The following is a 13,181-nucleotide window of genomic DNA, read 5'->3' as shown; positions in this document are numbered from 1 at the left end:
TCAGCGCTCAACGGGCTCTGCCCATGACGGCTCTGCTCACGCTCGTGCCGCGACGCGCCGCGCCGACGATCGGTCCGCTCTGAGAGACCGGGTGCGCCAGGACCTGAGCCGTGCTGAGAGCCGGAGCGTACCGACCGCGGCACCGATCCGACATCCGCACGCCCTCCGGGGCGGGTCGCCGCCGGTCGCTGCGCAGGCGGACGGCCGCGCCGTCCCGCGCGCGCTCCGCCGCTCAGACGTCCCGTCCGCCGACGCCGTCGCGCCGGATCTCGACCCAGGCGTCGACCTCGTCCCCCGCGTCGTCGGAGCCGAGGGCGCCCGCGCTGCCGTCGCCGGCCGTCCGCAGGCCCACCACTGTGACCGCCGAGGCCGAGTCGGCCGACGCGGTGCGCACCACCACGCGGTCGACCTCCTCGCGGATCCCGCTCAGAGCCTGGGCGAGCTCCCCCAGCACCCGTCGGCTCTCGCCCTCGGAGGTGCGGTCGAGGCCGCCGTCGTCGAGCACCGAGACGGTCACCCCCCGCCGCCGCGCGTCGAGCACGAGACGCCGCACCTCGTCGTCCAGCAGCCGCCGGCCGCGGATCTCGTCGCGCACGGCCGCCTCGAGCAGCCGGCACTCGCGCCGCTCCTCGTCGGTGAGGCCCGGTCCCGGCTCGGCGATGCGCAGCAGCATGTCGGCGGCGAGGGCGCGGGTCTGCTCCAGCCGGACCTCGCGCTCCGTGAGGTGCGCCTCCTCCGCGGCCCGCCACGACGCGGCCGCGCGCTCGGCCGCCTCGAGCACGCGCGCCTCGGAGCCCGCGCGCCCGAGCTCGACGATGAGCAGCTGCGCGATCGCGACCCAGGCGATCCCCCCGACGACGCCGAGAGTGGCCAGCGCGGCCGGGCCGGCCCAGAACACGGTGTGCACGATCAGGAAGCCGACGCCGACCCAGGCGCAGGCCGCGCGCCGGCGGGCGCACACGATCGTCATGAGGGTGCCGACCGCGGCGATGTACCAGGTGGAGTAGCCGTTGGAGGCACCCGGATCGAGCGAGGGCGCGACCAGCAGCGGCAGAGCGACGGCGACCGCGGTCATCCCGACCGCGACGGGCAGGGCGAGCCGGGTCGTCGCTCCCGGCCAGAGGGCGACGACGGTCGCCGCGACGTACAGCGCGACCGCGACGAGGTCGGCCGGCGTGGCCGGGGAGATGCGGAAGGAGAAGAAGGCGAGCACCACGTGGTACAGCGAGAAGCCGGCGCCGAGCGCCTGGAGCAGGGGGCGCGGGTAGGCGATCACGGCCCTCCTCCCGCGTCCGCCCGCCAGGAGAGGAGGACTCGGGTGCCCTCGCCCGGAGTCGAGTCGACCCGCGCCGAACCCCGCGCGTTGTGCACCCGCTCGAGGATGGAGAGCCGGATGCCCAGCCGCTCGCGCGGGACGTCGGCGAGCCGGAAGCCGCGGCCGTCGTCCTCCACCACGACCTCCACCGCGCCGTCGCCCAGCAGCCCGTGCACGGCGCGGTGGACGCTGCCGCTCGGACCCGCGTGCTGGACGCTGTTGGCGAGCGCCTGCCAGACCGCGCCGAGCAGCGCCTCGGCCACCGGGCGCGGCAGCGTCGTCGCGCGCGGATCCACTCCGTCGGCCGTCGCGACTGCGATCTCGGTCCCGAAGGTGGACGCCGCGTGGGCGAGCTGGCGTTGCAGGAGCTCGAGCGGGACCAGCCCCTCGGGCGGCTCCGGCTCGTGGTCGGGCAGCAGCACGGCGAGGGTGCGCTGCGCCATCGAGGAGACCAGCGCACGCTCGGCCGGCGACTCGGCGGAGGCGGCGGAGAGCAGCGTCGCGAGCACGTTGTCGTGCACCAGGGCGTCGACCTCGACCCGCTCCACCTCGCCGGCGTGCTGGCGCATCGCCGCCTCGTACTGCTCCATGGCCGTCGTCTGCGCGCGATCGATCTGGTCGGCCGACTGCCGGAGCACGGTGATCAGCACCAGCATCACGAAGCCGACGATGCCCACGTAGGCGGCGTCGAGGATCGCGCGGGTCGGCTCCGCCCCGCCGCCGGAGGGGAGGACGCGCAGCAGCCCGAACAGCACGGTCGTCACCGACACGTACGCGATCGCGATCCGGAGGGGAGCCGCGATCGTGCAGAAGGCGGTGCCGATGGTCAGCAGGTACCAGATCCACGGGGTCTCGCGGTCCGCGCCCCCGGTGGCGACGGCGGCCGGCCAGGTCAGGAGGGCGACGAGGACGCCGACCGCGACCAGGAAGGCCGTGATCCGCGTGCCCCGCCGCAGCACGGCGGTGACCACGGCGGCGGTGAGCGATCCGAAGACCAGCACCAGCACCGGCCAGGCCACCTCGGGGCGCAGCAGGGGCAGCTGGGCGAGGATCGGCGGGACGGTCTGCACACCGAAGCCGAAGCCGAAGAACGACACGACCGTGCTGATGATCCGGTCGATCCGCTCGCGCCCGGCGTTGCGGCGGGCGATCGGCGCCTCAGCGCCCGCCATCGCCGTCGTCCGGGTCGATGCCCGGCAGGATGCCGTCCTCCACCGCGCGCCGCAGCAGATCGACCTTCGTCGGGGCGGGACGGCCGATCTCGACGTACTTGTCGCGGATCCGGTCGAGGTACTCCTTCGCCGTCGACACCGAGATCTGCAGCCGCTCGGCCACCAGCTTCAGCGGCAGCCCCGAGGCGTAGAGGTGCAGGACGTCGCGCTCGCGACGACCGAGCACGGCCCGCGCGAAGTCGTCGTCGGCGTCGATGGCCGAGGCCCACTCCAGATTGTTGAGGACCTCGCCGCGGGCGACCGTGCGGATCGCGGCGACGACCGTCGACATGGGCGAGGACTTCGGGATGACGCCGGCCGCTCCCGCGGCGAGCGCCTCCCGCACGGCCACGACGCGGTCGGCGATGCTGTGGACGAGGACGGCGGAGCCGCGCACCTGCCCCCACTTGACGTTGCTGGTGATGCTCGAGCCGTCGTTCAGGGACAGGTCGAGGACGAGCACCTCGATCTCGGCGCCGCCGATCGTGCTCTCGAGGGCCTGGACGGTCTCGGCGGCGGCGACCACCTGCATCCCCGCGCTCTCGACGGCGGCGGCCACGCCCAGGCGCACCGACTCGTGGTCGTCCACGATCGCCACGCGCACGCGCGGGGCCTCGGCTGCGTCGACGTGGGGCTCCATCCCGCCCATGGTACGCAGGCGCGGGCCCGCGGTCAGTCCTCTCGGCGGACCAGTCGCGCAACGGCCTCCACGTGGGAGGTGTGCGGGAAGAGGTCGAAGCCCTCGAGGCGCTCCAGCTCGTAGCCGGCCCCGGTCAGGGCGCCCACGTCGCGGGCGAGCGCGACCGGGTCGCAGGCGACGTAGACGAGCTGCGCCGGCCGCAGCTCCGCCAGAGCGTCGGTGACCGCTCGGCCGGCGCCCGAGCGCGGCGGGTCGAGGACCACGGTCGCCGCGCGCCACCGCGCCCGCTCGCGCGCATCGGCCTGGGCGACGACGTCGCGGAGGTAGCGGTCGACGCGGGCGGTCACCGCGCGGGCGCCGACCTGGTCGGCCAGGTTCTCGAGCGCGTGCTCGGTGGCGCGGGAGTCGCTCTCGACGCTGGTCACGCGCACTCCGGCGCCGAGGCGGTCGGCCAGCGCCGCGGCGAGCAGGCCCACCCCGCCGTAGAGGTCGTGGTTGGCGGCCGACGGGTCCGCCGCATCCGCGTCGACGGCGGCCTGCACGGCCTCGAAGAGCGCGGCGGCCGCTCCGCGGTGCACCTGCCAGAAGCCGGTGCGGTCGACCCGGAAGGTGCGGTCGGCGACGAACTCGCTCACCACCGTGCGGTCGCGGCGGGCGCGCTTGTCGGAGGGGTCGTGCACGAGCACCGCGGCCCCCTCGGACCCGGCCGCGTCGACGAGGTCGACCACCGAGCCGGGAGCGAGGCGCTCGCCGAGCGGTGCGGCCAAGGAGGAGTCGGCGGTCGCGAGGGGCAGCGACTCCACGGTGACGACGTGGTGGCTGCGTGCCGCGTAGGGGCCGACCCGTCCGTCGTCGTCGACGTGGAGGCGGTTCCGCGTGCGCCAGCCGAGGCCGCCGGACGCGTCGTCCCCGGCGATCGGCGAGACCTCCACCTCGACCTCGCGACGGGCGAAGCGGGAGAAGGAGTCGACGAGCACGAGGCGCTTCAGCTCGCGCTGGTAGGCCAGGTCGGCGTGGCCGAGCTCGGCGCCGCCGACGCGCTCCTCCGGGCGGCGGTCGAGGGCGGCCTCGGACCAGACGTGCTCCACCCGGTGCTCGGACGCCTCGAGCACCTCGAGCGCCTCGGCACGCCAGAAGCTGTCGTGCCGGACCTCGCTGATCCGCGCCCGCACGCGCTCGCCGGGGAGGACGTCCGGGACGAAGACGACGCGGCCCTCGTGCCGGGCGACGAACACGCCGCCGTGGGCGACGTTGCTAATGTCGAGCTCGATCTCGGTCCCGAGTGCGTCGTCGGCCCCGTCGGGGCGGGCGGATGCTCGGGACGGGGTCTGTGCCATCCGTCGAGCATCCCACAGCGTGGGCCCGGCCGCAGGGAGCCCTCGTGCGCCTCTACCTCGCCTCCACCTCCCCCGCGCGCCTCGCGCTGCTGCGGGCCTCCGGGATCGAGCCCGTCGTCGTCCCCTCCGAGGTGGACGAGCCCGCGGCCGTCGCCCGGGCCGAGCAGGAGCGGGGCGCGGCACTGGACGCGGACGCCACCGTCTCGCTGCTCGCCCGCGCCAAGGCGCACGCCGTCCTGCGCCCGGACATCGACGGTCTGGTGCTCGGCGGCGACTCCGCGTTCGTCCTCGACGGCGTCGTCCACGGCAAGCCGCACCAGCCCGAGCGGGCCCGGGAGCGCTGGCGCGCCCAGCGCGGTCGCACCGGCCGCCTCCACTCCGGCCACTGGCTCGTCGACCACCGCGGCGGGAGGATCGTCGCCGAGGCCGGAGCGGTCACCTCCGCCGCCGTCACGTTCGCCGACGACATCGACGACGCCGAGATCGACGCCTACGTCGCCACCGGCGAGCCCCTCGAGGTGGCCGGCGCCTTCACCATCGACGGCCGCGGCGCCGGCTTCATCACCGCGATCGAGGGCGACCCCTCGACGGTGATCGGGATGTCGGTGCCGACCCTCCGCACTCTGGTGCGGAGCCTCGGCGTCGACTGGACCGCGCTCTGGAACCGCTGAGGCCCGTCCCGCCCTTGTGAGGAACCGACGAAGGCCCTCCGCTTCTTTGTGGTGAGCCGCGCCGGGCCGGGCGGAGCCGCCCCCTAGGGTTGGGGACCATGCCGAAGATTACGAAGGTGCTCGTCGCCAACCGGGGCGAGATCGCCGTCCGAGTCATCCGCGCCGCCCGCGACAGCGGGATCGCCTCCGTGGCCGTCTACGCCGACCAGGACCGCGACGCCGTGCACAGCCGCCTCGCCGACGAGGCCTACGCCCTCGGCGGGACGACCAGCGCCGAGACCTACCTCGTCATCGACAAGCTGCTCTCGGTGGCGCGCCGCTCCGGTGCCGACGCCGTGCATCCCGGCTACGGCTTCCTCGCCGAGAACGCCGACTTCGCCCGCGCCGTCATCGACGCCGGCCTGATCTGGATCGGCCCCGGCCCCGAGGCCATCGAGCGCCTCGGCGACAAGGTCTCGGCCCGCCACGTCGCCGAGAAGGTCGGCGCGCCGCTCGCCCCGGGAACCCTCAACCCCGTCTCCGGTGCCGCCGAGGTGCTCGAGTTCGTGGACCAGTACGGCCTCCCCGTCGCGATCAAGGCGGCCTTCGGCGGCGGCGGTCGCGGCCTCAAGGTCGCCCGCGAGCGCGACGAGGTCGAGGAGCTGTTCGCCTCCGCCACGCGCGAGGCCGTCGCCGCCTTCGGCCGCGGCGAGTGCTTCGTCGAGAAGTACCTCGACCAGCCGCGCCACGTCGAGACCCAGTGCCTGGCCGACGCGCACGGCAACGTCGTCGTGGTCTCCACCCGCGACTGCTCCCTCCAGCGCCGCCACCAGAAGCTCGTCGAGGAGGCGCCCGCGCCGTTCCTGACGGATGCGCAGAACACCGAGCTCTACCGCGCCTCGAAGGCGATCCTGCAGGAGGTCGGCTACCTCGGCGCCGGGACCTGCGAGTTCCTGATCGGCAAGGACGGCACGGTGTCCTTCCTCGAGGTGAACACCCGCCTCCAGGTCGAGCACCCCGTGTCGGAGGAGATCACCGGCATCGACCTCGTGCGCGAGCAGTTCCGCCTCGCCGAGGGCGGCGTGCTCGACTACGACGACCCGGAGCCCCGCGGCCACTCCTTCGAGTTCCGCATCAACGGCGAGGACGCGGGCCGCGGCTTCCTCCCCGCTCCGGGCCCGGTGCACGTCTTCAAGGCCCCCGGCGGACCCGGCGTCCGCGTCGACTCCGGTGTCGTCGCCGGCGACGTGATCTCCGGCTCCTTCGACTCGCTCCTCGCGAAGCTGATCGTCACCGGCGACAGCCGCGAGCAGGCGCTGGAGCGCTCGCGCCGCGCCCTCGCCGAGTTCGAGGTCACCGGACTGCCGACCGTCCTCCCCTTCCACCGCGCGATCGTCGAGGACCCGGCCTTCGCCCCCGAGGGCGGCGCGCCCTTCACGATCTACACCCGCTGGATCGAGACCGAGTTCGAGAACACGATCCCGGCCTGGAGCGGCGAGCCCGGAGCGACCGACGAGCCGGCGGCCCGCCGGAACGTGGTCGTCGAGGTCGACGGGCGCCGCGTCGAGGTCACTCTCCCCGGCGACCTGGTCGGCTCGGGACCCGCCCGCGGGGCCGCTGCCGCCTCCCCGAAGCGCCGCGGCTCCTCCTCCGTCAGCACCGTCACGGGCGACTCCGTCGCCTCGCCCATGCAGGCCACCATCGTCAAGGTCGCCGTCGCCGAGGGCGACACGGTCGTCACCGGCGACCTGGTCGTCGTCCTCGAGGCGATGAAGATGGAGCAGCCGCTCACCGCCCACAAGGACGGCGTCGTGAAGGGCCTCGACGCGACGGCCGGAGCGACCGTCCCCGCGGGACACGTGCTCCTCCAGATCGTCTGAGCTTGTTCCGGGCCGCTCCCCGCGCGGCCCGGCGCGGTCGGCTCCTCGACGTGAGGAATACCGCAGAGCGGGTCGTGTCGCGCTGCCGTGAATCGCTTCGCACGCGATTCCCGGTCGCGCGCTCTGCCGATGAAAGGCCGCTCCCCGCGCGGTCCGGCGCGGTCTGCTCCTCGACGTGAGGGGTACCGCAGAGCGGGTCGCGTCGCGCTGTCGTCAATCGCTTCGCACGCGATTCGCGGTCGCGCGCTCTGCCGATGAAGGGCCGCACCCCGCGCGGCCCGGCGGAGGGGCGCGTCAGGTGACGATGTGCATGGCGCGCGCGGCGTCCGAGATCGAGCCGGTGAGGCTCGGGTAGACGGTGAAGGCCCGCGCGACCTGGTCGACGGTCAGGCGGTGCTCCACGGCGAGGGCGAGCGGGAAGATCAGCTCGCTCGCCTTCGGAGCGACGATGACGCCTCCGATGACGGTGCCGGAGCCGGTGCGCGCGAACAGCTTCACGAAGCCGTCGCGGATGCCCATCATCTTCGCCCGCGGGTTCGCGGCGAGCGGGAGCTTGTAGATCTCGCCCTGCGCGATGCCCTCCTCGATCTCGCGCTGGCTCCACCCGACGGTCGCGATCTCGGGCTGCGTGAAGATGTTCGCCGCGACGTTGCGCACCTCGGTCGGGTTCACGGCGTCGCCCATGGCGTGGAACACGCCGGTGCGGCCCTGCATGGCGGCGACGGAGGCGAGCGGGAGGAACGTGGTGCAGTCCCCGGCCGCGTAGATCGAGGGGACGCTGGTGCGGGCGACGCGGTTGACGCGGATGTGCCCCGACTCCGTCAGCTGCACCCCCGCCTCCTCGAGGCCGATGCCCGCCGTGTTCGGCACGGACCCGACGGCCATCAGGCAGTGCGAGCCCTCGACGACGCGTCCGTCCGAGAGCACGGCCTGCACGCCCTTCTCGGTCCGCTCGACGCGGTCGGCGCGCGACTTCGAGAGCACGACCATGCCGTTGCGCTTGAAGACGTTCTCGATCACAGCGGCCGCGTCGGCGTCCTCGCCGGGCAGCACCTGGTCGCGGGAGGAGATGAGGGTCACGCGGGCGCCGAGCGCACGGTAGGCGGAGGCGAACTCCGCGCCGGTCACGCCGGAGCCCACCACGATCAGGTGCTCGGGGACCGACTTGAGGTTGTAGAGCTGGGTCCAGCTGAGGATGCGCTCGCCGTCGGGTGCCGCGGTCGGGAGCACACGCGGGCTGGCGCCCACCGAGACCACGATCGTGTCCGCCTCGATGCGGTCGAAGTCCATGCCCTCGCCGCCGGCCGCCGTGGAGACGATCAAGGCGTTCGAGCCGTCCAGGCGCCCGTCCCCCTGGACGATGCGCACGCCGTGGTGCACCAGGTTCGCGCGCATGTCCTCGGACTGCTGGCGCGCGAGCCCGAGCAGGCGCTTGTTCACCGTCGCCAGGTTGACCGCCACGTCCGGGCGCACCGGCTTGTTCTGCTCCGAGCGGGTGAAGAACTGCACGCCCAGGTCGGCGGCCTCGCCGATGGCGTTGGTGGCCTCCGCCGTCGCGATGAGCGACTTCGACGGGACGACGTCGGTGATGACGGCCGAGCCGCCCACTCCGACCCGCTCGACCAGGGTGACCTCAGCGCCGAGCTGCGCTCCCGCGATGGCGGCTTCGTAGCCGCCCGGCCCCCCTCCGAGTACAGCGATCCTCTGCGCGCGCTCGAACTCGTAAGCCATGCTTCCCATTGTCCTCTCTCACTGAGTGTTCGCCCAATCGCGGGGTGTCGGATCGGCCGCGGGAGTCGCCCTCCGCCGCCGCGCAGCCCGTCGGTAGGGTGGGAGGATGTCCGACCAGACCCTGCACCCGCTCGACGCCCCCGACGCCGATCCCTTCGAGATCGCGGCCCGCGCGGCCGCTCAGATCGCCGAGGCGACAGGGGTCGAGAAGCACGACATCGCCCTCACCCTCGGCAGCGGCTGGGGCAAGGCCGCCGACGCGATCGGCGAGACGACCGCGACGGTGGAGGCCACCGAGATCCTCGGCTTCTCCAAGCCGGCCGTGCACGGGCACGGCGGCACCCTGCGCTCCGTCCTGCTCCCCACCGGCAGGCGCGCGCTGATCATCGGCGCCCGCACCCACTACTACGAGGGCTACGGCGTGCGCCGCGTCGCGCACAGCGTCCGCACCGCCGCCGCGACGGGCGCGACGGTGATGATCCTCACCAACGGCGCGGGCGGCATCAAGGAGCACTGGACGCCCGGGACCCCCGTGCTGATCAGCGACCACATCAACCTCACCGCCGACTCGCCGCTCGAGGGCGCGACCTTCGTCGACCTCACCGACCTCTACTCCTCGCGCCTGCGCGACCTCGCCCGGGGGACGCGTCCGGAGCTGGACGAGGGCGTGTACGTGCAGTTCCGCGGGCCGCACTACGAGAGCCCGGCCGAGGTGCAGATGGCGAAGATCATCGGCGGCCACATCGTCGGCATGTCGACCGCCCTCGAGGCCATCGCCGCACGCGAGGCGGGCATGGAGGTGCTGGGCATGTCGCTCATCACGAACCTCGCCGCCGGCATCCAGAAGACCCCCCTCAGCCACGAGGAGGTGCTCGAGGCCGGCCGCGACGCCGAGGACGACCTCGCCCGCCTGCTCGCCGGGATCACGGGCGCCCTGTGAGCGCCGACGTCCGGGAGCTCGCCGAGGCCTGGCTCGCCCAGGACCCCGACCCGGAGACGCGGGAGGAGCTGGTCGCCCTGCTGACCGCCTCCGACTCGGGCGACGCCTCCGCCCGCGCCGAGCTCGAGGACCGCTTCGGCGCCCGCCTGGCGTTCGGCACCGCGGGCCTGCGCGGCGCCATCGCGGCGGGATCAAACCGGATGAACCGAGTGCTGGTCTCGCAGGCCGCCGTGGGCCTGGCCGACTTCCTGCTGGCGCAGGGCGTCCAGCGGCCCGTGGTCGTGATCGGCTACGACGGCCGGAAGAACTCGCGCGTCTTCGCCGAGGACTCCGCCGCGCTGATGGCGGGCGCCGGCGTGGACGCGGTGCTGCTGCCCCGGCTCCTGCCCACCCCCGTGCTGGCCTTCGCCGTGCGCCACCTCGGCGCCGACGCCGGAGTGATGGTCACGGCGAGCCACAACCCGCCGCAGGACAACGGCTACAAGGTGTACCTCGGCGGCGCCGACGAGGGCTCGCAGATCGTGCCGCCGGTCGACTCCGAGATCGCCGAGCGGATCCTCGCGGTCGCGCGGGACCGGCGGGTTCCGGAGCTTCCGCGCGGCGAGTACCGGCTCGCGGACGAGTCCGTGGTCGCCGCCTACATCGAGGCGACGGCAGCCGTCGGCCGCCAGTCCGCTCCGCTGCGCATCGTCTACACGGCGATGCACGGGGTCGGCTGGGAGACGGCGCACCGGGTGCTCTCCGCGGCGGGATTCGACGAGCCGGCCGTCGTGGTCGAGCAGATCGAGCCCGACGCGGCGTTCCCCACGGTCGCGTTCCCCAACCCGGAGGAGGCGGGCGCCCTCGACCTCGCCTTCTCGACCGCGCGCTCCGGTCGCGCGCAGCTGATCGTGGCGAACGACCCGGACGCCGACCGCTTCGCCGCCGCCGTGCCCGACGCCTCCGCCCCGGAGGGCTTCCGTCGCCTCACCGGCAACGAGGTCGGAGCGCTGCTCGGCTGGCGCGCCGCCGAGCAGGCCCGCCGCGAGGGCCGCACCGGAGGAGCGCTCGCCTGCTCGATCGTGTCCTCCCCCGCCCTCGGTGCTGTGGCGGCCGACTACGGCCTCGACTTCGCCGAGACGCTCACGGGCTTCAAGTGGATCTCGCGCGTCCCCGACCTCGTCTTCGGCTACGAGGAGGCGCTCGGCTACCTGGTGAACCCCGGGACGGTCCGTGACAAGGACGGCGTCTCGGCCGCGCTCGCCTTCCTCTCCCTCGCGAGCGCGCTCGCCGCCGAGGAGCGCACGATCGACGACGAGCTGGAGTCGTTCGCCGAGCGGTTCGGGCTCTTCGGATCGGAGCAGATCTCGCTCCGCGTCACCGACCTCTCCGAGATCGGCCGGATCATGGCCGGACTGCGCGCGACGCCTCCGACCGCGATCGGCGGGCTCGCCGTCGAGCGGAGCGAGGACCTGCTCGCCGAGGGCGGCGCGCTGCCCCCGACCGACGCGCTCCGCTTCTCCCTGGACGGTGCCCGTCTCATCGCGCGCCCGAGCGGCACGGAGCCGAAGGTCAAGCTCTACCTCGACGCCTGGTCGCACGACTCCGACGCCGACGCCCGCCGGTCGGCCGTCTCGTCCCGCCTCGCCGCCCTGCGCACCGGCGCCGCGGAGCTCCTCGCGTAGGTCCCCCTCCGGTCAGCGGGGCGCGCGGACACCGATCCGCTCGCCCCGCTTCCAGAGCCACTCCACCGGACCGAGCTCGAACCGGCGCAGCCACAGGTGCGCCGCGAGCACGACGACCGCCGCGATGAGCAGGAACGCTCCGACGGTCGCCGGGACGCGCCACTGCGCGGCGGTCACCGCCAGCCCGAGTCCCCAGCCGTAGAAGAGGGCGCCGCCGAGCAGGTTCTGCAGGAGGTAGGCGCTCAGGGCGACCCGGCCGACCTCCCGCGCCCGGCGTGCCGCCCAGCCCTCGGCGCCCCGGCGGAGGCAGGCCTCGGCGAGGGCCGCGAGCAGGCCGAGCCCGACCAGGGGCGCGACGAGGTAGCGCTCGGCGAGCAGACCGGCGGCGCTCCCGCCGACGCCCAGCGCGAGGTCGACGGGGAGGGCGAGGGCGCCGAGGACCATCATGCGACGGCGGAGTGACGCGCCCTCGGCGGCGAGGACCCCCGCCCGATGGAGGCGCGCGCCGAGGAGGAACATCGCGAGGCTGAGGAGCCCGATGAGCACCGGCTCCGCACGGAAGACGCCCGCGTTCTGCAGCCGGAAGAGGGCGAGGCCGAGGAACGACGCGTCCGCGTAGGGGCTCCGGCCGGTCGGCCCCTGTCCGGCACCGTCCGGGCTCGCCGCCACGAGCGCCACGAGCGTCGAGATCAGGACGACGTGCAGAGCGCCGTAGACGAGGATCACGCGGCGCTGCGTCGTCGGCCGGGTGAGCAGCAGCCAGGCGACGACCGCTCCGGTGACGGCGTATCCCATGAGGACGTCGAACTCCGCGATCAGCACGTAGTTGACCGCGCCGTCCAGGAGGAGGAGCGTCGCGCGCCAGAGGTAGCGGCCCGGCCAGCGCGTCCCGCGCCGGACCGCGGACGCGTGCTGGATCGCGAGGCCCACCCCGAAGGCGAGGGAGAGGAGGGCGAGGAACTTGCCCTGCGCCAGCGCCATCAGCAGGAGCTGCGCAGTCCCGGCGGAGGAGGAGGTCTCCGGCGTCACCGGGACGGAGAGCAGTCCGAGCATCCCCCAGGGGTGGGAGAAGATCCAGATGTTCGTGCCGAGGGTCCCGATGATCGCGACACCGCGGACGACGTCCAGGGTCGCGATGCGGCGGCCGGCTCCGGCACGGGGCGGCAATACGGTCGTATTGGTCACATCCGAGAGCGTAGCCTGCTCGAGCAGTCGAACGAGAGGGACGCCATGCCGGATCGGCGCGAGAGCAGGAGCGACATCCTCTCGGCGGTCGTCGCCGTCCTCTCGACCCGCGGGGCGGAGCACCTCAGCATCCGTACCGTCGCGGCCGAGGCCGGCGTCTCGGTGGGGGCCGTCCAGCACCACTTCCCGACGAAGCAGGCGTTGCTGGCCGGCGCGATGGCCCGGGTCGAGGAGCGCTTCCGCGAGCGGATGCGGAGCCGCCTGGAGGCCGAATCCTCGGCCGAGGTGCGGCTGCGCGTCTTCTGCGACGAGATCGCGTGCGTCGCGGACGAGGACGTGCCCGACGCGATCGTGTGGACCGCCTTCGCCTCCCGCGCCGGCACCGATCCGGAGATCCGCGCGATCCACACCGCCGGCTGGTCGCGAACGGAGGACGTCGTCCTGGAGCTGCTGCGCGCCGCGCATCCCGCGGCGTCGTTCGGCGCCGACGACGCGGCGCTTCTCCTCGCAGTCCTCGACGGCATCGCGGTCTCCCGCGCGGCCGAGCGGCCCGCCCGGCCCGGCAACGACGTCCTCGCGGACGGCCTCTCCGTCGTCACGCTGGCCGAGCCCGTCGCCTTCGGCCACA

The 13,181-nt window shown here is 74.2% G+C and carries 11 protein-coding genes; 5 read left to right on the top strand and 6 right to left on the bottom strand.

The window, feature by feature from the left end; genetic code table 11:
- Positions 1-232: 232 nt before the first annotated feature.
- Genes C5C82_RS01995 through C5C82_RS01980 form a run of 4 tightly spaced genes read right to left on the bottom strand, consistent with a single transcriptional unit; the run spans position 233 to position 4,503 of the window.
- The gene (locus C5C82_RS01995; RefSeq protein ID WP_104225461.1) at positions 233-1,276 is read right to left on the bottom strand and encodes a hypothetical protein; all 1,044 of its coding nucleotides are present in this window, start codon (positions 1,274-1,276) and stop codon (positions 233-235) included.
- Positions 1,273-2,487 (bottom strand): sensor histidine kinase, encoded by a 1,215-nt coding sequence (locus C5C82_RS01990; protein ID WP_104291610.1) that lies wholly within the window; start codon positions 2,485-2,487, stop codon positions 1,273-1,275. Before C5C82_RS01990 ends, C5C82_RS01995 begins: the two co-directional genes overlap by 4 nt.
- Entirely contained in the window at positions 2,474-3,175 is a 702-nt protein-coding gene (locus tag C5C82_RS01985; RefSeq protein ID WP_104223169.1) for a response regulator transcription factor, read from the bottom strand. The genes C5C82_RS01990 and C5C82_RS01985 overlap by 14 nt, the downstream gene beginning before the upstream one ends.
- 23 nt (positions 3,176-3,198) lie before the next feature.
- Positions 3,199-4,503, bottom strand: a complete 1,305-nt coding sequence (locus C5C82_RS01980; protein ID WP_146085941.1) for a class I SAM-dependent RNA methyltransferase — start codon at positions 4,501-4,503, stop codon at positions 3,199-3,201.
- A gap of 44 nt (positions 4,504-4,547) precedes the next feature.
- Here C5C82_RS01980 and C5C82_RS01975 point away from each other — a divergent pair, with 44 nt between their 5' ends.
- Entirely contained in the window at positions 4,548-5,174 is a 627-nt protein-coding gene (locus C5C82_RS01975; RefSeq protein ID WP_181068292.1) for a nucleoside triphosphate pyrophosphatase, read from the top strand.
- Between the two features lie 98 nt (positions 5,175-5,272).
- A complete protein-coding gene (locus C5C82_RS01970) occupies positions 5,273-7,033 on the top strand; it encodes a biotin carboxylase N-terminal domain-containing protein (RefSeq protein WP_104262420.1) in 1,761 nt (586 codons plus the stop codon).
- A gap of 294 nt (positions 7,034-7,327) precedes the next feature.
- Here C5C82_RS01970 and C5C82_RS01965 read toward each other — a convergent pair whose 3' ends face one another.
- Positions 7,328-8,764, bottom strand: coding sequence for an NAD(P)H-quinone dehydrogenase (locus C5C82_RS01965; protein WP_104249483.1), 1,437 nt, complete (start codon positions 8,762-8,764; stop codon positions 7,328-7,330).
- A gap of 106 nt (positions 8,765-8,870) precedes the next feature.
- Between C5C82_RS01965 and C5C82_RS01960 the strand changes: the two genes are divergently transcribed.
- On the top strand, positions 8,871-9,704 hold the full coding sequence (locus C5C82_RS01960; protein ID WP_104238027.1) for a purine-nucleoside phosphorylase: 834 nt from the start codon (positions 8,871-8,873) through the stop codon (positions 9,702-9,704).
- A complete protein-coding gene (locus tag C5C82_RS01955; protein WP_104291611.1) occupies positions 9,701-11,368 on the top strand; it encodes a phospho-sugar mutase in 1,668 nt (555 codons plus the stop codon). The genes C5C82_RS01960 and C5C82_RS01955 overlap by 4 nt, the downstream gene beginning before the upstream one ends.
- A 12-nt stretch (positions 11,369-11,380) precedes the next feature.
- On the opposite strand, the gene C5C82_RS01950 is transcribed toward C5C82_RS01955, so the two are convergent.
- The gene (locus C5C82_RS01950; RefSeq protein ID WP_258065893.1) at positions 11,381-12,553 is read right to left on the bottom strand and encodes a DUF418 domain-containing protein; all 1,173 of its coding nucleotides are present in this window, start codon (positions 12,551-12,553) and stop codon (positions 11,381-11,383) included.
- 45 nt (positions 12,554-12,598) lie between these two features.
- Between C5C82_RS01950 and C5C82_RS01945 the strand changes: the two genes are divergently transcribed.
- On the top strand, positions 12,599-13,181 hold a 583-nt coding region (locus tag C5C82_RS01945), incomplete at its 3' end, for a TetR/AcrR family transcriptional regulator (protein ID WP_104354525.1).

The organism is Rathayibacter sp. AY1D5, assembly GCF_002932515.1.
Classification (GTDB): domain Bacteria; phylum Actinomycetota; class Actinomycetes; order Actinomycetales; family Microbacteriaceae; genus Rathayibacter.
The sequence above is the reverse complement of the archived record's forward strand: the minus strand, read 5'-3'. Positions and strand labels throughout refer to the sequence as shown.

Excerpts from the sequence above, each read along its gene's own strand:
- C5C82_RS01980 (WP_146085941.1), bottom strand. The coding sequence starts at position 4,503 with ATGGCACAGACCCCGTCCCGAGCATCCGCCCGCCCCGACGGGGCCGAC.
- C5C82_RS01990 (WP_104291610.1), bottom strand. The coding sequence starts at position 2,487 with ATGGCGGGCGCTGAGGCGCCGATCGCCCGCCGCAACGCCGGGCGCGAG.
- C5C82_RS01960 (WP_104238027.1), top strand. The coding sequence starts at position 8,871 with ATGTCCGACCAGACCCTGCACCCGCTCGACGCCCCCGACGCCGATCCC.
- C5C82_RS01970 (WP_104262420.1), top strand. The coding sequence starts at position 5,273 with ATGCCGAAGATTACGAAGGTGCTCGTCGCCAACCGGGGCGAGATCGCC.
- C5C82_RS01985 (WP_104223169.1), bottom strand. The coding sequence starts at position 3,175 with ATGGGCGGGATGGAGCCCCACGTCGACGCAGCCGAGGCCCCGCGCGTG.
- C5C82_RS01965 (WP_104249483.1), bottom strand. The coding sequence starts at position 8,764 with ATGGCTTACGAGTTCGAGCGCGCGCAGAGGATCGCTGTACTCGGAGGG.